20 protein-coding genes and 1 other RNA gene are annotated in these 19,099 nt (G+C 38.6%); 18 read left to right on the forward strand and 3 right to left on the reverse strand.

Features of this window, described 5'->3' with window-relative positions:
• Window positions 1-10 precede the first annotated feature (10 nt).
• The 8 genes from ACOT8F_RS13105 (at window position 11) to ACOT8F_RS13140 (ending at window position 7,151) form a co-directional block, all read left to right on the forward strand.
• A complete protein-coding gene (locus tag ACOT8F_RS13105; protein ID WP_421652369.1) occupies window positions 11-400 on the forward strand; it encodes a CotD family spore coat protein in 390 nt (129 codons plus the stop codon).
• A 57-nt stretch (window positions 401-457) separates the two neighbouring features.
• Window positions 458-1,027 (forward strand): SLOG family protein, encoded by a 570-nt coding sequence (locus ACOT8F_RS13110; protein ID WP_421652370.1) that lies wholly within the window; start codon window positions 458-460, stop codon window positions 1,025-1,027.
• A 95-nt stretch (window positions 1,028-1,122) separates the two neighbouring features.
• Window positions 1,123-1,419, forward strand: a complete 297-nt coding sequence (gene gpsB / locus ACOT8F_RS13115; RefSeq protein WP_421652422.1) for a cell division regulator GpsB — start codon at window positions 1,123-1,125, stop codon at window positions 1,417-1,419.
• 75 nt (window positions 1,420-1,494) lie between these two features.
• Window positions 1,495-1,878, forward strand: an RNA gene (gene rnpB, locus ACOT8F_RS13120) — RNase P RNA component class B.
• Between the two features lie 153 nt (window positions 1,879-2,031).
• On the forward strand, window positions 2,032-3,177 hold the full coding sequence (locus ACOT8F_RS13125) for a THUMP domain-containing class I SAM-dependent RNA methyltransferase (protein WP_421652372.1): 1,146 nt from the start codon (window positions 2,032-2,034) through the stop codon (window positions 3,175-3,177).
• A gap of 68 nt (window positions 3,178-3,245) precedes the next feature.
• Window positions 3,246-3,437, forward strand: a complete 192-nt coding sequence (locus tag ACOT8F_RS13130; protein WP_421652373.1) for a hypothetical protein — start codon at window positions 3,246-3,248, stop codon at window positions 3,435-3,437.
• Between the two features lie 153 nt (window positions 3,438-3,590).
• Window positions 3,591-5,513, forward strand: coding sequence for an ATP-dependent DNA helicase (locus tag ACOT8F_RS13135; protein ID WP_421652374.1), 1,923 nt, complete (start codon window positions 3,591-3,593; stop codon window positions 5,511-5,513).
• A 135-nt stretch (window positions 5,514-5,648) separates the two neighbouring features.
• Complete coding sequence (locus ACOT8F_RS13140; protein ID WP_421652375.1) at window positions 5,649-7,151, forward strand: carboxypeptidase M32; 1,503 nt, start codon at window positions 5,649-5,651, stop codon at window positions 7,149-7,151.
• 164 nt (window positions 7,152-7,315) lie between these two features.
• Here ACOT8F_RS13140 and ACOT8F_RS13145 read toward each other — a convergent pair whose 3' ends face one another.
• Window positions 7,316-7,771 carry a chemotaxis protein CheX gene (locus ACOT8F_RS13145; protein WP_421652376.1) on the reverse strand — a complete coding sequence of 152 codons (456 nt, stop codon included), beginning with the start codon at window positions 7,769-7,771 and terminating at the stop codon, window positions 7,316-7,318.
• Window positions 7,772-7,932: 161 nt separating this feature from the next.
• Between ACOT8F_RS13145 and ACOT8F_RS13150 the strand changes: the two genes are divergently transcribed.
• The 9 genes from ACOT8F_RS13150 to ACOT8F_RS13190 all read left to right on the forward strand — a co-directional run bounded on the left by ACOT8F_RS13150 (window position 7,933) and on the right by ACOT8F_RS13190 (window position 16,291).
• Entirely contained in the window at window positions 7,933-8,466 is a 534-nt protein-coding gene (locus ACOT8F_RS13150; protein ID WP_421652377.1) for a GNAT family N-acetyltransferase, read from the forward strand.
• 127 nt (window positions 8,467-8,593) lie between these two features.
• Window positions 8,594-9,694 carry a type III polyketide synthase gene (locus ACOT8F_RS13155; protein WP_421652378.1) on the forward strand — a complete coding sequence of 367 codons (1,101 nt, stop codon included), beginning with the start codon at window positions 8,594-8,596 and terminating at the stop codon, window positions 9,692-9,694.
• Complete coding sequence (locus ACOT8F_RS13160; RefSeq protein WP_421652423.1) at window positions 9,694-10,254, forward strand: isoprenylcysteine carboxyl methyltransferase family protein; 561 nt, start codon at window positions 9,694-9,696, stop codon at window positions 10,252-10,254. Before ACOT8F_RS13155 ends, ACOT8F_RS13160 begins: the two co-directional genes overlap by 1 nt.
• 329 nt (window positions 10,255-10,583) lie before the next feature.
• Window positions 10,584-14,207, forward strand: a complete 3,624-nt coding sequence (locus ACOT8F_RS13165) for a dynamin family protein (protein WP_421652379.1) — start codon at window positions 10,584-10,586, stop codon at window positions 14,205-14,207.
• Window positions 14,204-14,392: a hypothetical protein gene (locus tag ACOT8F_RS13170; RefSeq protein WP_421652380.1), complete on the forward strand. Its 189-nt coding sequence runs from the start codon at window positions 14,204-14,206 to the stop codon at window positions 14,390-14,392. The genes ACOT8F_RS13165 and ACOT8F_RS13170 overlap by 4 nt, the downstream gene beginning before the upstream one ends.
• The gene (locus ACOT8F_RS13175; RefSeq protein WP_421652381.1) at window positions 14,392-14,658 is read left to right on the forward strand and encodes a YpbS family protein; all 267 of its coding nucleotides are present in this window, start codon (window positions 14,392-14,394) and stop codon (window positions 14,656-14,658) included. Before ACOT8F_RS13170 ends, ACOT8F_RS13175 begins: the two co-directional genes overlap by 1 nt.
• A gap of 74 nt (window positions 14,659-14,732) precedes the next feature.
• The gene (locus ACOT8F_RS13180) at window positions 14,733-14,882 is read left to right on the forward strand and encodes a hypothetical protein (RefSeq protein ID WP_421652382.1); all 150 of its coding nucleotides are present in this window, start codon (window positions 14,733-14,735) and stop codon (window positions 14,880-14,882) included.
• A 137-nt stretch (window positions 14,883-15,019) separates the two neighbouring features.
• Window positions 15,020-15,913, forward strand: a complete 894-nt coding sequence (locus ACOT8F_RS13185) for a 5'-3' exonuclease (RefSeq protein ID WP_421652383.1) — start codon at window positions 15,020-15,022, stop codon at window positions 15,911-15,913.
• A 111-nt stretch (window positions 15,914-16,024) separates the two neighbouring features.
• On the forward strand, window positions 16,025-16,291 hold the full coding sequence (locus tag ACOT8F_RS13190) for a DUF6123 family protein (protein WP_421652384.1): 267 nt from the start codon (window positions 16,025-16,027) through the stop codon (window positions 16,289-16,291).
• A 270-nt stretch (window positions 16,292-16,561) separates the two neighbouring features.
• Here ACOT8F_RS13190 and ACOT8F_RS13195 read toward each other — a convergent pair whose 3' ends face one another.
• Entirely contained in the window at window positions 16,562-17,497 is a 936-nt protein-coding gene (locus ACOT8F_RS13195) for a DMT family transporter (protein ID WP_421652385.1), read from the reverse strand.
• A gap of 10 nt (window positions 17,498-17,507) precedes the next feature.
• On the reverse strand, window positions 17,508-17,900 hold the full coding sequence (locus tag ACOT8F_RS13200) for a reverse transcriptase-like protein (protein ID WP_421652386.1): 393 nt from the start codon (window positions 17,898-17,900) through the stop codon (window positions 17,508-17,510).
• 539 nt (window positions 17,901-18,439) lie between these two features.
• On the opposite strand from ACOT8F_RS13200, the gene ACOT8F_RS13205 reads away from it, so the two are divergent.
• On the forward strand, window positions 18,440-19,099 hold the full coding sequence (locus tag ACOT8F_RS13205) for a reverse transcriptase-like protein (protein ID WP_421652387.1): 660 nt from the start codon (window positions 18,440-18,442) through the stop codon (window positions 19,097-19,099).

Consider the following 19,099-nt stretch of genomic DNA (forward strand, 5'->3'; position numbering starts at 1 on the left):
GTTCTGAAGAATGCGAAACAAATCAAACCAAATGGCTCCGCAGGTGAGCCCGGCAATGATGGGACCAGGATCTCAAATGGGCCAAATGGGCCAAATGGGCCAAATGGGACCTATGGGCCAAATGGGACCTCAAATGATGGATCCACAAATGGTGAGCCCAGCAATGATGGGACCAATGGGACCTCAGCAGATGATGCCTTCAGTCGTTCACCCGACACAAAATGCTGTTAATAACACTTTTTCTACAACAGTTGTCCCTCACATCCATCCACAGCATGTATCAAATATTAATCATGAAATGGTTAAGCATCTGCACTATCATCCGCAATCACAATCCTGCTGCAATCAAGTTTCCCACCAGCACTTTAACTGTCCAGGACCTGGTCCGTTTTACGGCTAAGAAAAAGGCATGGAGCTGAATTTTTTCAGCTCCTGTTAGCATTAAAGGAGATTTGGAATGAAAACATTGCTGGTATCGGGTTATAAATCAAGTGAACTGGGAATATTCAAAACAAATCATCCTGCCGTTCATTACATAAAAAAGGCTTTAAGAAAAAGACTTCAGCAGATGCTTGAAGAAGGACTCGAATGGGTTGTGATCAGCGGACAGTTAGGAGTAGAGCTATGGGCAGCCGAAGAAGTTTTCAGCCTTCAGGAGGAGTATCCTGAATTGAAGCTTGCTGTATTGACGCCATTTTTAAATCAGGAAAGCAATTGGAATGAAGCAAATAAAGAAATCTATGAAGGTATTCTGGCTCAAGCTGATTTTGTAGATGCTATATCAAAAAGAGAATATGAAAAACCATGGCAATTCCGAATGAAAAATCAATTTCTTGTTCAAAAGACAGATGGACTTCTGTTAGTATATGATGAGGAAAACCCAGGTTCTCCAAAATTTTTGCTTGAAACTGCAAAAAGCAGGAAAGAAGAAGCTGGATATCACATTATGCAAATTAGCTTTTCGGATCTTCAAGTTATCGTGGAAGAACTTCAAGAGGAAGAGGGAGAGTTCGGTGAAGGGATATAATTAAAAAATATCCGGTTTTCCTGGAACTAAAATTGACTTTTTGAAGAATTTTTGAAAAAATAAAGAATGATCATTTCGTGATTGAGGTGAAAGATATGCTTTCAGACAAAATTAAATTATCGGCTAAGGAAATTCTTGAAAAGGAATTTAAAACTTCTGTAAGAGGGTACAAACAAGAAGATGTGGACAAATATCTTGATTTAATTATTAAAGATTATGAAACGTTCCACCAGGAGATTGAAGAAATACAGCAGGAAAACCTGCGATTAAAAAAACAGCTTGAAGAGGCTTACAAAAAGCAGCCTGCTCAAACGAATACAACGAACTTCGATATTCTAAAACGCCTATCGAATTTAGAAAAACACGTATTCGGAAGCAAGCTGTACGACTGATTACATAAACATGCGTGCTATTCTTGACATCTAAACTATAATCAGGTATAATCAGTCATGCTGTTTAAATTAATAACGTTCGGGTAATTGCTGCAGCTTTTAGAGCTGTAGAGGAAAGTCCATGCTCGCACGGACTGAGATGTCCGTAGTGTTCGTGCCTGGCCAATCAATAAGCCAGGGCAGTCTTTATAAGGCTGACGGCGGGGAAAGAGCCTAAGTCTTCGGATATGGCTTTATTACTCTGAAAGTGCCACAGTGACGTAGTCCTTCCAGAAATGGCAGGAGTGGAACGCGGTAAACCCCTCGAGCGAGAAACCCAAATATTGGTAGGGGCACCTTCTTTGAGGAAATGAACAAGAAGAAGGACAAAGACCTTTGTCTTTGTAGATAGATAATTACCACCTGAGTACGAGGCGCAGGCCGATTGCAGTACAAAGGAACAAAACATGGCTTACAGAACGTTATTAATATCAGTATTTTACTTGTCATTCAGCTAAGCTCTCCTTGTATAAGGGGAGCTTTTTGTTTAGAATACTTAATGGCTGTCTTTATTGTTACAACTACTAAATTTAATTTGACATATAAGAAGGAAGAAAGAAGGTTTTACATAAGATGGAGCAACAAATCACGCTGATCGCAACGTCTGCCATGGGGCTCGAAGCGCTTGTAGCCAAGGAAGTCCGGGATCTTGGATATGAAGCAGAAGTCGATAATGGGAAGGTAACCTATTCAGGAGATCTAAAAGCAATCTGCAGATCCAATCTATGGCTGAGAACGGCTGACAGGATTAAGATTAAAGTTGGAGAATTTAAAGCGGAAACCTTTGATGAATTATTTGAAAAAACAAAAGCATTGAACTGGGGAGATTATATTCCTGAGCTTGCGGAATTTCCTGTAACAGGAAAATCGGTTAAGTCCAAATTATTTTCAGTTCCAGACTGTCAAAGTATCGTAAAAAAAGCAGTGGTGGAAAAGTTAAAAAAGCATTATAAAAAACAGACGGATTGGTACACAGAAGAAGGTCCGGTTTATAAAATTGAAGTCGCATTGCTAAAAGATGTGTGTACATTAACCATTGATGCGAGCGGTGCCGGCCTGCATAAACGGGGATTCCGTGTTGCCCAGGGTGAGGCTCCCCTGAAAGAAACCCTTGCCGCTGCACTTGTGAAATTGACCAACTGGACCCCTGATAAACCTTTTGTAGATCCTTTTTGTGGATCAGGTACCATTCCAATGGAAGCGGCTCTGCTAGGTCAGAATATTGCTCCTGGTTTTAACCGCCAGTTTGTTTCTGAAGATTGGGAATGGATCGGGAAATCACTTTGGAATGAAGCAAGAATGGAAGCAGAAGACCTCGCAAAGTACGATCAGCCGCTTGATATAAAAGGATTTGATATTGATCACAGAATGGTAGAAATCGCGAGTAATAATGCTGAAGAAGCAGGCCTTGGCGATATTATCAGCTACAAACAAATGCAGGTTAGAGATTTTACGGCAAAATCTCAATATGGTGTGATCGTTGGTAACCCGCCTTACGGAGAAAGACTGGGAGAGAAAAAAGAGGTTGAACAGATGTACCGGGAAATGGGACAGGCGTTTGCCGGATTAGATACATGGTCTGTGTACATTTTAACCTCTCACCCTGATTTTGAAAAATTGTATGGAAAACAGGCAACAAAAAAACGAAAATTATTTAATGGTTTCCTTAAAACAGATTATTATCAGTACTGGGGAAAGAGACCCCCTAAAAACAGCTGAATAATTAGCCGGCTATTGGCATAAACTAAATCATTCTTACTTATAGTCCGTAAAGAAGGTGGTTGTTTATGCTGAAAGATCATGACTTTCATCTTATTTCAAAGGCACTTGTGAGTTCTTACGAGTCGCTATCAAGGGAAGAAGAAGCTTGCCGCGGGATCCATTCCCTGGGAGATGCCCATGATAATTTTCTTAAAGCTCTGGCACATGCTTCTTCGGTTGATCACAAAATGCTGATTCAAACCTTATATGACCGGTGAAAAAGAGCCCTTATCAAGGGCTTTTTTCTCTGTAAGGGCCTCTGTAAGGGCATCACTTCAATACACCCTAATAAATACTTACAATTGAAAATTAGCCTTGTGAATGGTATGATATAAAATCTGAAATGCACTTATATGGGGGAATCAGTAAAAATGGCATCTCGCTTACCTTTTGCCGTATCAAAAGATGAAACCTTTTATGAAGGACTGAATAACTGGATCGGAGATGTTTTTTATGATCTTCTTCCAGAAAAGGGATTCGATTTAAGAGATGAACAAATCTTTATGGCCTTTCAGCTTGAAAGAGCATTTAAAGATAAAAGCACAATGTTCGCAGAAGCTGGAGTTGGAACAGGTAAAACACTCGTTTATTTGCTCTACGCAATCAGTTATGCCAGATATGTCGGAAAACCGGCTATTATTGCCTGTGCTGATGAAACACTGATAGAACAGCTTGTTAAAAAAGAAGGGGATATTGCAAAAATTGCAAAACACCTTGATATAAATGTCGATGTAAGATTAAGCAAATCGCAGGAACAGTATTTATGTTTGAAAAAATTAAATACTCTGGTAGAGAAAACAGATGTGGATGTATTTCATGACCTGCATGATGAACTGCCTGATTTTATTCATGATCATACAGGCATGCAAAAATTCATCCCTTATGGTGATCGTAAGCAATACCCGTCTTTAACCGACCAGGAGTGGAAGCAGGTAGCTTGGGACCCCTTTCAGGATTGTCTGTCCTGTGAGCTTAGAAACCGCTGCGGACTAACACTTTCCCGTGACCATTATCGGAAAGCAGCTGATTTGATCATTTGTTCCCACGACTTTTATATGGAGCATGTGTGGACTTCTGAATCCAGAAAAAGAGAAGGACAGCTTCCTCTATTGCCTGAGCATAGCTGTATTGTATTTGACGAAGGTCATCTTCTTGAGTTTGCTGCTCAAAAAGCTTTAACGTACAGGGTAAAAAGAGGCACACTTGAAATCATGCTTGAAAAACTATTACAAAACGAAATTCGTGAAGAATTTGCCGTTTTAGTAGAAGACACAATTGATACGAATCAGTTTTTCTTCGAGCTGCTGGAAGACTCTTTAGTTGAGATTGAAGGCTCTCACAGAAAAAAAATCAGTTCCAGCAAAAAAATCGTCCAGGCTGCAGCAGAGCTGAAGAAAAGACTTGCCGCTATTTCTGAGGCGCTTGTATTCGAAAGTGAACTGCACACGATCGATTCGTATGAAACAGCGATCGTTGAGGAATACCTTGATCAAATGGAATATTCCTTAGGTTTATTTTATGCGGAAAACAATGCGGTCTCATGGATGGAAATTCAAGATGAAGATTACTCTCTTGTCATCATGCCAAGAAAAGTGGAAGAGGTATTAAGAGAAAAAGTATTTTCCAAGAAAATTCCTATTATTTTTTCATCTGCAACGCTTTCTAGCTCCGGTTCATTTGATTATTTGGCAAAAACGCTTGGAATCTCAAATTATGACTCTCTGTCCGTTGCATCGCCATTTGAATATGATGAACAAATGAAAATTATAGTCGGCGAACATCAAGGCTTTCAGGAAAAATGGGAGAGTGCGATCCGTTCTATTCAAAGACATGAAGGGAAAACGCTCCTATTATTTCCTGGATTTGAAGAACTGAATGCATTTAAAGACAAATTGAGCCAAGAACCAATTGACTATCCAGTTTATTTTGAAGGAGATCAGGAAATTAGTGAAATGGTCTCTCATTTTCAAAATGAAGAAGCCTCTATCTTATGTGCTGTCCATCTGTGGGAAGGGCTGGATATTCCAGGAGCTTCCTTATCTAATGTGATTATTTGGAGTTTGCCATTTCCTCCAAACGATCCTGTTTTTGAAGCAAAACGGGCAAGCGCAGCTGATTTCTTTTATGAGGTTGAGCTGCCTTATATGATTTTAAGACTGCGCCAGGGAATAGGCAGGCTGATCCGGAACAATGAAGACAAGGGAGAGATTAATCTCTTTGTTCAGCCTGATGAAAAAGGGGAAGTAATGGACCATATTTATAAAGTTCTTCCGGTACAGCCATCTTACTCTTAATCATGTTACGCGATAAAAACCTGTCCTTTTTAAAAAGGGGCAGGTTTTTAATTGTTGTTGACAGGTTGAATCACTATCACTTAATCTAAAGATTAAGAAAATTTTTACATAATATTTAAAACGGGGGAATGAAAGATGATTAAAACGTCAGCTGAAGAACAATTTTATGTTCTTTTGCAGGAAATTAGCAGTTATAATGAAGCGATAAACGTTATGTACTGGGACTTGAGGACCGGAGCTCCGAAAAAAGGAGTTGATCAGCGTTCGAAAGCGATCGGAACCCTCTCAACTGAAGTATTTAAAATGAAAACGTCTTCTTTAATGAATGAATTGCTGATTGAACTGGAGAAGGAAGAGGGTAAAAGTGAGAAAACGATAAAAGCTGTTCAGGAAGCAAGAAGAGAATACGATAAATACAAAAAGATTCCTGAAAATGAGTACAAAGAATTTGTTATGTTACAAACGAAAGCGGAAACTGTATGGGAAGAAGCGAGAGAAAAGTCGGATTTCAGCCTATTTAGCCCCTATTTAAAGCAGCTTGTTGCTTTTACAAAGGAATTCGTAGAGTACTGGGGCTATGAAGACAATAAATATAATACCCTGCTTAACGATTATGAACCAGGCATGACGGTAGACATCCTGGACAGAGTGTTCGGACAGCTGAAAGAATATATTGTTCCTCTCGTGAAGGAAATCACAGACTCAGGCAAAATGCCTAAAACCGATTTTTTATATGAAACGTTTCCTGTCAAAAATCAGCAGGAGCTGAACACGTTCTTTCTAAAAGAAATCGGATATGACTTTGCTGCAGGACGTCTCAACGAAACCGTTCATCCTTTTGCGATCGCCATTAATCGGAATGATGTCCGGATTACAACCAGATATGATGAGAAGGATTTTCGCATGGCCATCTTCGGCACCATTCATGAATGCGGGCATGCATTGTATGAGCAAAACATATCCAGTGAATTAGAAGGGACTCTTTTGTGTGACGGAACTTCGTATGGTATTCATGAATCACAATCCCTGTTTTTCGAAAACTTTGTTGCACGCAGCTCAAGCTTCTGGAAACGTTACTATGAACCATTTAAATCTTATTCAGATGGCCAATTCGATCATGTTTCTCTAGAGGAATTTTATTTTGCCATCAATGAGTCAAAGCCATCCCTGATTCGCATTGAAGCTGATGAATTAACCTATCCGCTTCACATAATGATCCGATATGAGATTGAAAAAGCACTGTTCAATGATGAGGTAACAGTAGAAGAATTGCCTAATCTATGGAATAAGAAATATGAAGAGTATTTGGGGATTACGCCTCCGGATGATGCAAAAGGCATTCTTCAGGATGTTCACTGGGCTGGGGGAAGTTTTGGCTATTTCCCTTCATACGCACTTGGCTACATGTATGCTGCCCAATTTAAACAAGCCATGCTGAAAGAGATTCCTGACTTTGATCAAATGATCGAAGAAGGAAAATTTGATGTGATCATCAGCTGGCTGACTAAAAATATCCATCAATATGGAAAAATGAAAAAACCACTTGAAATTCTTCAGGATGTGACAGGAGAAGAACTGAATGCAGGGTACTTGATTAATGAACTTGACGGAAAATATCGAAAATTATACAATCTATAAAACTAGGAAGACAGTGCTGAATCACTGTCTTTATGTTCAAATAATAAAATGCTGAAGATGCAGCAAGCATCATATAAAGAACAGATTTCCTGATTATCCTAGAGCCTCATTTTGAGGCTTTTTTTTATGGATTTTAATAGATGTAAAATGGATACCTGATCAAATCAGTTGGCTTCAGCCAATTCATTAAGAAAAAAAGAAAAATGAAGTTCTCCACCGTTTTCCAGTTCGACAGGTACTGTGCAATAATGCGTTTTATTGGGGTATCCATCCATTTGAGCTACCAATGGAGGCGTGATATCCATGTTTAACCCTTTTTGCGAAACGATTGTGGCAAGCTGTCCAGCTACCATGTTTCCAAACTCCCCCATGAAAGACTGCAGCATTTCACCTTCAAGAAGCATACCGAACATGCTTTCACCGAGCTTGCTGAATACCTCTCCATTTTCATTAATAATCAGTGTCCCTTTAAAATCGCCTAAAATATCTATATGGACTTGTTGAGCGATCAAAGATGGACTGGAAAGAAGGGGCTTTGCTGAGAATGAATAGGGAATAATGTGTTTTATTGATTCTAAAGTACTGTTTATTAAAATTTCAAGGGTATAAGCAGACTTCATAAAATGGTTCCTCCAGACTATTTTTCATTTGTATCATAACACATATGCTCTCTATTTTTTAATGAGTTTTTGTAAAATTTTCACTGCATGAAGCTCCTTGTCTTCGTCATGTTCTGCCTTTAAATTGACATACTAACCATAAGGAGATGATTATATATCTTATGGAACAGCCAACAAAAATTTGTAAGACCAAAGATGGACGTTCTGCGACTCTTCGTCCTGTTAAAGAATCAGACGCTAAAGACATACTTGCTGCAGTAAAAAGCGTTATTGAATCTGGTGTGTACATACAAAAGGAACGTCCGAAGACTTTAGATGAGGAAATTCATTTCATCAGAGAAATGAAAGAAAAGGATAATATGTATATGGCAGTTGAATTAGAAGGAAAGGCTGTTGGGATCGCAAGAGTGCTGAGGGGAGAACTGGAAATGAAGAAGCATACAGGCCTTTTTAGAACGTGGCTGTCAAGTACTGCACAAGGACAAGGGTTAGGAAAAGAAATTTTATCTTACACACTTGACTGGTGCAGGCTTCATAAGCTTCATAAACTGTGCCTGACTGTCTTTTCATCAAATGAAATTGCCATAAAGCTTTATGAAAAAAAAGGTTTTACAGTAGAAGGCATTCAAAAAGAGCAAGCGCTTTTGAACGGCCAATATGAGGACGAAATTCATATGGGTTATTTTTTTAACTGAGTTAATTCAAATGGGACACTATTATTAGGGGCGAGCAATCTTATAAAGCGAATCATTAAGATTGAATAAATCTTCTTTCAATGGAAATAGTATCCTTAAATTGTCCTTAGGAAAAGGTGTGAGGAAAATGGCTTATATTGTGTCAGTAGGAACATCCTTGCCTAAAAATGAAATGGATCAGGAAAAAACGGTGGAGTTTGCGAAGGAAATGTTTCAGGATTCATTTAAAGATATTAACAGACTTTTAAAATCTTTTAAAAATGGCGGAATAAAAAAACGGCAATTTGCAGAGTCACTTGACTGGTATAAAGAAACACATACTTTTCAAGAAAAAAACGAACAATTTATTTACCATGCTGTGAGACAAGGTGCCGAAGCCGTGGTAAATTGTCTCTCTGATGAAGAGTTTCTGAGCGAGGCAGTGCCTGTGGAAGTTATTGATGCCATTTTTTTTATTTCGAGTACAGGAATAGCAACTCCAAGTATTGATGCGCGCATTATGAATATTCTTCCATTTAAAGAGAGTACAAAGCGAATACCGATTTGGGGACTTGGATGCGCAGGCGGCGCAGCAGGTCTTTCCAGAGCATTTGAATACTGCAGCGCATACAAAACGGCAAAAGTGCTGGTACTTGCTGTAGAACTCTGCAGCCTCACATTTCAAAAAGATGATGTTTCAAAAAGCAATTTAATCGGCACTTCGTTATTTGCTGATGGAATAGCATGTGCTCTCATTGCTGGAGAAGAGGCTTTAGTATCTATTCCCACGCGTTTAAAAGCATTGCCTAAAATTGAAGCATCACGCTCTTCATTTATGAAGCAATCGGAAGATGTAATGGGCTGGGATATTCGTGATAATGGGCTGTACGTGATCTTTTCGCGTGATATTCCTGGCATCATTAGTGACTGGCTGAAGCCAAATGTAATGTTATTTTTAAATGAGCATAATGTATCTTTAAATGAGATTACGCATTTTATGGCTCACCCAGGCGGCAAAAAAATCCTTGATGCTTATGAAGAAAGCCTTGGACTAGGAGCCAAAGCACTGTTGCCGTCTAAGGAAGTGCTGATCAATCACGGTAATATGTCATCCGTAACTGTCCTTTATGTGATTAGGGAATTTCTGCACAAGCAATCTCAGAAGTGCGGAGAAAAAGGGCTGATTGGGGCTCTTGGACCTGGATTCTGTTCTGAAATGCTTCTTGTAGAATGGGAGGAGCCTGCATGATATTTTGGATCTTCATCACCCTATTGATCGTGCAAAGAGTCTCAGAAGCAGCAGTAGCAAAAAATAACGAAAAGATTATGAAGAAACAGGGAGCAAAGGAGTATGGAAAGGTTCATTATCCATTCATTGTTGGTATGCATGTCCTGTTTTTCTTTTCTTTTTTAGCTGAAGTCCTGTTTTTAGAAAGGGATCTCTCACCTGTTTGGTATTTGATCCTGCCCTTTATATTAATGGCTCAGCTGTTGAGGTACTGGGCACTTGCTTCACTTGGTACCTGCTGGAACACAAAAATTTTAATGCTGCCAAATCTTAAAGTTGTTACAAAGGGGCCTTACAAATACATCAGGCATCCGAATTACCTTGTTGTTGCTATGGAATTCGTGTTATTGCCCCTTTTATTTCAGGCTTACTTCACTGCCATTTTATTCTCCATTCTAAATGCCTGCTTAATGGGCATCCGAATTCCTGAAGAAGAAGCAGCTTTATTAGAAAATAGCATGGATAAAGAAAAATACGCTATTACAGAACGTTTTCTGCCTAAAAGACAGAATGATCATTGAAAATGATTATCATTGATGATAAGATGAGGATATTAGGAATGATAATCACTCTCACACAGAAAGGTGTTTTCAGATGAGTATTTTACTGATTTCAGGAACGGTTATTACTTATGGGATCCTTGCAGGTTATATTCTAAAGAGAGTGGATTCCAATAAAACGGCTTAACATCAAATTAAAACGCTGACAGATCAATCGCCCAATTTTTTGAGGCGGTTTTTTGTTTTTTATGGATACGGACAAAATTATTCTTGAAAATATTCTTAGTATAGGAAAATGCGGAGATTTTGAGTAAAATAACAGGTAAGGCAGAGAACAAAGGGGATACAGCATGCAAGCAATAAATAATAAGGAATCCATTTCAGCTAAACTTATGGCTGTTTATGAAGCCATCGATCAATATGATCATGAAACTGCAGTAAAAGTAGGGGACTTAATCAGAAAGACATACAAGGAAGAAAAGCAGATTGCCTTTACAGGGCACTTTTCGGCAGGGAAATCTTCCATGATTAACGTCCTAATGGGTGAAAACATACTCCCGACAAGTCCTATTCCAACAAGTGCGAATCTCGTCCTTTTGCAAAAAGGGAAGAAACGAGTAGAACTCACATTACGGGATGGCAGTATATTTGAAATCAAAGATACCGATTACTCATCGGATAAAGTTCAGCACTATTGCCGGCAGGGGGAAGCAATCGAAAAAGTGTATATTTGGGATGATCAGTATCAGCTTCCTGAACATGTGATTGTTATGGACACACCAGGTATTGATTCAACTGATGAAGCTCATTTCGAATCAACAGAATCGGCTTTACATACGGCTGATTTAATTTTTTACGTAACGGACTACAATCATGTACAGTCTGAAATTACGCTTTCCTTTATTAAAAAATTAATTGACAGGCAAATGGATGTGTACCTTTTAGTTAATCAGATTGATAAACATAAAGAGGAAGAACTTCCATTTGATGAATTTAAAAAAAGGATCAATGCTTCCTTTTCAGAAATAAGCCTTCCTGAAAACAGGATCTACTATACTTCTCTTTTAAATGAAACCATGATTTATAATCAACTGCCTAAGGTCAAATATTTGGTTCAAAAAGCTATGGAAGATGATGGAGTACCAGCTCAGGAAAAACTCAAAAAACAGCTTGCTCCATTAATTGAAGAACATATTTCCCGTCTGGAGCAGGAAAAGGATGTTTGGTTAACTGAAGAAGAAGAAATGAAAGCAGTACTTCAAAACCTTGCTGAAAAAAGAAATAGCCTTATGAAAGAATATGATCACACGTCAAATGAACTGGAGGCCGTGATCCAGTCAGCAAGAGATTCAATTAGAGACGTTGTGAAAAATGCCAATATTATGCCTTTTGAAATAAGGGAGAAAGCTTCAGCTTATCTGGAATCTGTACAGCATGGATTTAAAACAGGACTCCTTTTTTCTAAGGCAAAAACAGCATCTGAACGGCAAAAAAGACATTCGGACTTTCTTGTATCATTGACAGAAAGAATAACCTCTCAAATAGACTGGCATTTCATTGATTTGTTTAAAAAGACAGCAGAACTTCTTCATAGTGTTCATCCAGGAAAGATTGAGGAAATACAAGGGTATAGCAGTCCAAGCGCAGAGCAGGCCATCTCGGAAACGATAAAATCAGGAGCACCCTACAATGCTGAATATGTGATGAATTATTCAAGGGAGCTTGGAGAGCTGATTAAACGAAATGCCCAAAATAAAGCTTTGAATATGGCAGAAGATCTTGCTGAAGATGAAAGAAAAAAAAGAGAAGCCAAAATGAAAGGATTGAAGCAATCGGTTTCTGAATTAAATAGCACAATCGAACAAACAGAACGAAAAATGACATCCATTTCCTGGGTAAAGCATCAAAGTGATGATTTAAAAGAACTGCTCAATAAAGAAATAAAATCAGAAGCTGGGTTTGATGAGTGGCTTCTAAAGTCAGGTCTGCTTGAAAAAAAGAAAATAGATGATCCTTCAATACTGGATAATAAAGAGTCAGTCAAGGGAGAAAAAGAAATCGTTACTGAAGTCATCCCGGCAAAGGATGCTGAACTAAAGGAAATAGGTCCTGAGGCTGTGTCAGCGATTCTTTTTGAAACAGCTGAGGCCCTTTCTGAAATAAAAGGGTTCAGGCATTTTATTGATTCTGCTAATGAGAAAGCGAACAGACTAAAAAACAGGGAATTCACGATTGCATTATTTGGAGCATTCAGTGCAGGAAAATCATCATTTGCCAATGCCCTGCTTGGGGAAAGACTTCTTCCTTCTTCTCCGACTCCAACAACAGCTGCCATTAATAAAATTAAGCCTGTAACAGAAGAAAAGAGTCACGGATTTGTGGAAGTTATTATGAAGAACAAGACAGGTTTACTGGCTGATTTAAATAGCATTATGGCTCCTTTGAATACTTCAGGAAGCACATTAGAAGAAGCCCTTATAAAAGCAGAAGCACTGCTTGCCAAATCTCAGCTTGAAGAGCATATCAGAGTCCAGCTTGCACTTTACACAAGAGTACTGAGAAATCCAATTAAACTTGAATCAATTGGAAAAACTATAATATCGGATACAGAACATTTTAAAACCTATGTTGCTGTTGAAGAAGAGGCTTGTCTTGTTGAAGAAGTGCTGATTTATTATGACTGCCCGCTCACTAGAAAAGGCATCACTCTTGTTGATACGCCTGGGGCAGATTCCCTTCATAAAAGACACACAGAAGTCGCCTTTAAATTTATAAAAGAGGCAGATGCTATTCTTTTTGTTACGTATTATAATCATCCGTTTTCAAAAGGGGACCGTGAGTTTTTAAAGCAGCTCGGAAGGGTTAAAGATGCTTTCTCTCTCGACAAAATGTTTTTCATTGTAAATGCTGCTGATCTTGCTAAAAATGAAGAAGAATTAACCCTTGTTAAAAAATATATTGAAGGCCAGCTGCTTGAGCATCAAATCCGTTTTCCAAGACTGTATGGTGTGTCTTCATTAAGTGAAATGACAGGTACAGCTCCTCCTGTTCCGATGGATTTTGGAAAACTGAAACAGGATTTAGACCGCTTTATAGATCATGATCTGCTTCAGACAACCATTCGGTCTTCAATTGAAGAAATGAAAAGCATTCAAAAACAGCTGACAAATTTTATAAATGAAATGAATCAAGACGAAGAAAGTAAAGCAGAGCAATTGTCCAAATTAAAGATATCAGAAGAGAAAGCAATCATTGAGATTAAAAACAGAGTGCCTCAACAAGCTTTCCAAAACGTTCAGCAGGAAATTACGGAACAGCTTTATTTCGTGAAGCAGCGGGTGGAATTTCAGTTTTCTGATTTTTTCAAGGAAGCTTTCCATCCAGGGGCTTTTTACAATAAAGGCAATTCCCGTGCTATTCTGATTGCCTGTTTAGAAGAACTCATTCGATCACTTGAATTCCGATTGATTCAAGAGCTTCAGGCAGTAAGCTTAAGAATTGAAAAAAAGGCAAACACCGTCATGGAAAACGAACGAAACGCATTAATTGAAGCGCTGTATGAAATTCATCCTTCTTTTGCTTTTTCGTCAATAAATCTCAGTGATATGGCAACACCGCCAATTCATCCAGTTCTAGAAGGAGTTCAGCCAGATGCTTTTCAAAAAGAATTGAATTTATTTAAAAATGCCAGATCCTTTTTTGAAAAAAATGAAAAAGCGATAATGAGCGAAGCGCTTTTGAAAAAGCTGGATGGCTATTTAGCGGTTGGTCTTGATTCAGAGGGGCAGCATTTTACTGAGTATTATGCTAAGCTGTTTGAAGCTGAATTTCTTCTTCAAACACAGACAATTGAAAAAGAAATTCATGAGTTTTTTGAAGCTGTTTATTCAATTTACACTAGTGGCACAGAGCTCAGCAAAATGATTGAGGCTGAAGGAAAATTAGAGCATTTAACAAGGAAGCTTATAGTATGAACAAGGAATCACCTTTTAAATGCTGTGCCGCCTGCATCCATTTTCGGGCGTATAAGAATCCGGCTGGAGGTATGAAATACATGTGCAGCCGGCTTGGTTTTGAAACACGGCCTGAGTATTCTTTCGACTGCTTTACACCTAAAGAGAATGTCATAAAACTGATGAAGAAACGGGGAATAAATTAGTGGCTGAAGTACATAAGGCAATTAGCGAGCATTCAAAAAAACAGAACCGCATCATCCAAACGTTTGCAGCTCTTGATGCAAAAAGAGAACAATACATTGAGGAAGCACTGGGGCTTTGTCAGGAAGGCAAGCCTTTTACTGTAAACCGGATCAACCAAGTGACAGAAGAAATCAATCAACTGGCAAAAAAGGGGATTGTGCCCTTACGCAAGCATGTAACGGATGAAATGGTTAAGGAATATGCAAACAGAAGAGCCTTCAAATAATAGCCAATCATGTTTGTTCCTTGTACAGGCTAAACTATGGGGGTACCCCAATATCGTTTAGAGGAGGAACAGCAATGGGAAAAACGAAGCCAGGAAATGCAAATGCTCAGAGAAATAATAACCAAAAACAGAAAAATGGCTACAATACAGAGTTTGCATCCTACTCACAAGCAGAGGCCGCAAAGCTTGCGAGCAGCAAAAAAGAAGAAAAAGCCGATAAATAACGGAACAATCTCCAGCCTCTTTTGCCTTTTTGGCAAAAGGGGCTTTTTCGTTCCCTGAGCGATGCTTTTGCTATATGGAAGCAAAGATTCAATAAATATGGTATGATAGGAGATATGTTTAAAAAGGAGAGAAAGTGATGAAAAAGGATCAGCATCTTCTTTTAATAGATGGAATGGCGCTTTTATTCAGAGCCTTTTTTGCAACCTCTGTTCATGGGAACTTTATGATGAATAGTAAAGGATTGCCTACTAATGCCATAAATGGCTTTCTTAAACATACATTGACAGCCATCGATTTTTTTAAACCAAGCCATGTTATTTGCTGCTGGGATATGGGCAGCAAAACATTTCGATCAGAAGTATTCAGTGATTATAAAGCAAATCGCAATGAAGCGCCTGTTGAATTGATGCCTCAATTCGATCTTGCCAAGGAATCAGCGGCTTCCTTGAATATTCCGAATATTGGACTTGAAGGGTATGAAGCAGATGACTGCATTGGTACGATATCCAAAAAATTCCAGGAAGAAATTGATATTACCATTCTTTCAGGAGACAGAGATCTCCTGCAGCTTCTGCACAAAAATGTGGATGTAGCCCTTCTGCAAAAAGGAATCGGTCAATATAAAATTTATACAGAAGAATCTTTTCACGAGGAAAAAGGAATTTCTCCGCTAGCTTTAATTGATGTAAAAGGGCTAATGGGGGATTCAAGCGATAATTACCCTGGTGTAAAAGGTATTGGCGAAAAAACAGCCTATAAACTCATTACCGAGTTCCATTCAGTAGCGGGAATTCTAGAAAATCTGGACAAGCTGAAACCTTCTCAAAGAATTAAAATTGAGACTGACCTGGAAATGCTGAAGCTTTCCCGTGAATTGGCTGAAATTCATTGCGAAGTGCCGCTCGAATGCCTACTAGAAGAAGCGTTTCTTGAAATTGATCCAATCAAAGCTCTGGCATGGATAAAAAGCATTGAAATTAGGGGAATGGAAGGATTGCTGAAAAAGGCATCTATAGGAGAGGCGATTTAAGCCTCTCTTTTTTATCGGTCAAAACCGAAAATTTTCTGGAAATTTGTCGAAAGAACAATTAAAATCAAGTTTGGATATTGTTTAATATGGGTATAGGGACGGGATGAATTCGTGAATCAAACCATTTCAGATTATTTATCGCAATTATCTTTAAAGGGGTTCAGGCTTGGAGAAGAAGCTGAAGGTTTTATCGAATTTGGGAAACAATTTTCCGGTGCAGATGATGAGCTTGCTATTTCAGCAATTGAAATAACCTTAAAGGCGCAAAAAGCATTCGACGGATCCTTTTATATTTCTTTGCTGGAACGGCTGGTAAAGGAAAATGTGCAAAACCGGAAAGAAGCCATGCAAACAGCTAAAACGCTTCAGCTAATTTAAAGTCCGTTTTCAAATACCGCATTTTATTCTGAAGTTTTTTAAAACAGTACATTTTTAAAAAAGGCTGTTTTTGAATAGAGTTTGCTTTTCGTACTATCTTAGAACACGCATTGAGACTTACTTCGTGGCATCTTTCTTAAAATTCGGAGCTTTATATTGGTCCGCGATTATCCAATATAGATGAAAAAGCAACAATGTTTAAGAAAAGAGCCTTAAAAAAATCATAGAACGAAAAGAGAGCCTGAAATTGAGTCACAAGCTCTCTCATCGTTATTTGTCAGCCATTTTAGTGCTTTCTTTTTTTTGCAGCAAGTGAAAGGCTTTGTCAGGAAGCTCCGCTATGATCATCGCCAAAAAGATCAAAAGGCAGCCGATTAATCCTTCTGATGTAAGTCTCTCACCTATGAGAATAATAGCGGCTAGAGCTGCAAAAACCGGCTCCATTGCAAATATGAGAGCAACTCTTGCTGCAGACGTATATTTCTGAAAAGCCGTTTGCGCCCAAAAAGCAAAGGCTGTTGCAAATAATGAAGTGATGATAAGCGCACTTATGACTTCAAAAGAGAAAAACGCAAAAATCGGCTGTTTTATTACAGGCGATTTCTCAAAAAACAAGGAGGCTGTAAAGCTTAAAAAGGAAACCGTTAAAAGCTGAACAATGGTCAGCGAAAGTGCATCAAATTTCTCTGTGAACATACCTGTAATTATAATGTGCAATGCAAATGCAATCGCACAAAATAGGATGAGCAGGTCTCCGTGATTAAAACTTCCAACACCGCCATTTGTAAGTAGATATAAACCGATCGTACCCATAATGGCACCAGCTGCAGCTTTCCATTTTAACTTGATTTTTAATAACATAACTGAAAACAAAGGTACGATCATCACACTGAGCCCAGTTATGAAGCCTGCCTTGGATGTAGTGGTATATAACAATCCAACTGTTTGTAATGAATAGCCAAGAAAAAGAAACAATCCAAGCAAGGCTCCTGCACCAATTATTTTAAGAGAAATTATTCCAGATTTCTTACTAATTTGAGCATACCACCAGATAAGGAGTATGAGTGAAGCCAATAAAAATCTGCAGCCATTAAAAAAATTAGGAGGAACAAAATCAATTGCCTTTTGTACAATAACGAATGTTGTTCCCCATATAAATGCTACAAGCAGCAAACCTGCATCTGCCATTAAAGCTCGTTTCTTCATTTATCAAAGTTCACTTCCTGTTTAATTGAATTCCCTTTTTTGCAAGTTCATCTGCAACATTATTCTGCTTACTTGGAATCCATTTTATAAAAAACAAATCAAACTGATCTATATGTTCTAATGCTTTTTCCAGAAAAGGACTGTATGTATCATTTTTGGCGAATCTTTTCTCAACAGCTCTTTCAATCAGCTGTGAATCTGTTCGGAAAGAAACGGTCTTATACTTTTTTGACAAACAAATTTCAAGTGCCTTTAGAAGGGCACAATATTCTGCTTCATGGTTAGACATGTGACCGAGGGGAAAGGAGTAGTGCTCACCTTGACCATGGCCTCTTATAAAAATTCCTGCACCTGATGGTCCCGGATCGCCTGCACTGGCACCATCAATATATACTTCTATCATCAATCTTCAAACCTTTCTGCCTGTATTTCATTATCCTAATTTTGGTGTTTTTCATCAATATAGTTGATTTCACTTTGCGAAAACAGCCATTCTCATAAAGTCTTTCTTATTTTCTCTATAGGCTCAGTTAAAGCTTAGCTTAAAGTTGATTTTTACACCTTGTTGATTGGAGCGGTTGCTGAGACTCCTGCTTAGAAAAGCGTGTCAAGGGAGACCCCGCAGGAGCAAAGCGAGGAGGCTCTAAGGTAAGCCCGGTAAAGCTTGAGTGCCTGCTTGCTGCAATCAACAGCCAAGTTTAACAGAGCATCTCTATAAAAGAAATAAAATTCTAAGCAAATGGCAAAATAAAATAGGAATTCTAATTATGTTGTATGAAGTAAACTAAGGGAAGACTCGTATTTGTTTCTAAAAAAGCAGAAAAATGATAAAATTTAGGAATGCAGCTTCCCTGAACCGATGAGGAAGAGGAAGTTTTATTCTCACCTATCTGATCATATCATTACTTGATATAGAGTGACTACTTACCGGGAGTGAAAACAATGAAAGTTATGCTTGTCTGGTCATATCAGAGTTCTAAAGGAATCAGGACTGTATTTACATCCGAATATCTCCACGCAGACCAAGCCATATTGCTTGCTGCTGATCTCGAAAAGACAGGCAGAACAAAAGACATTGTGTTCGTAGATGAGCAGGAGCTGTCCTGGACAAAAAAAGAATTTATTCGATTAACTGAGGAAATTGCTGAAGAGCCCCATGATGTGACGGCTTTTTTTGACGGCAGTTTTGACCTTGAAACGTTAAGAGCCGGAGCAGGTGCGGCAATTTATTATACCCAAAATAATCAGAAATACCGTATCAGAGCAAACCAGGAACTTGATGAAATGACTTCCAATAATGAGGCTGAATATGCAGCCTTCTGGTTCCTCTTGCAGGAGCTTGAAAAACTTGGAGTGAAGGGGCAGCAGGTTGAATTCAGAGGTGATTCCCAAGTTGTTTTAAAACAGCTTGCAGGGGAGTGGCCTTGCTATGAGGAATCATTTGTTAAGTGGCTGGACAGGATTGAGAACAAACTGGCTGATTTACATATTCAGGCTTCCTTTTTTCCTTTATCAAGGAAAGATAATGAAGAGGCAGACCAGCTTGCCAGCCAGGCTATGAACCATATTCCGGTTAAAAGCCAATTGAAATTGAAAGGATAA

Origin of the sequence: Chryseobacillus diguaensis (assembly GCF_049220665.1) — a bacterium.
Lineage (GTDB): Bacteria > Bacillota > Bacilli > Bacillales > Bacillaceae > Metabacillus_B.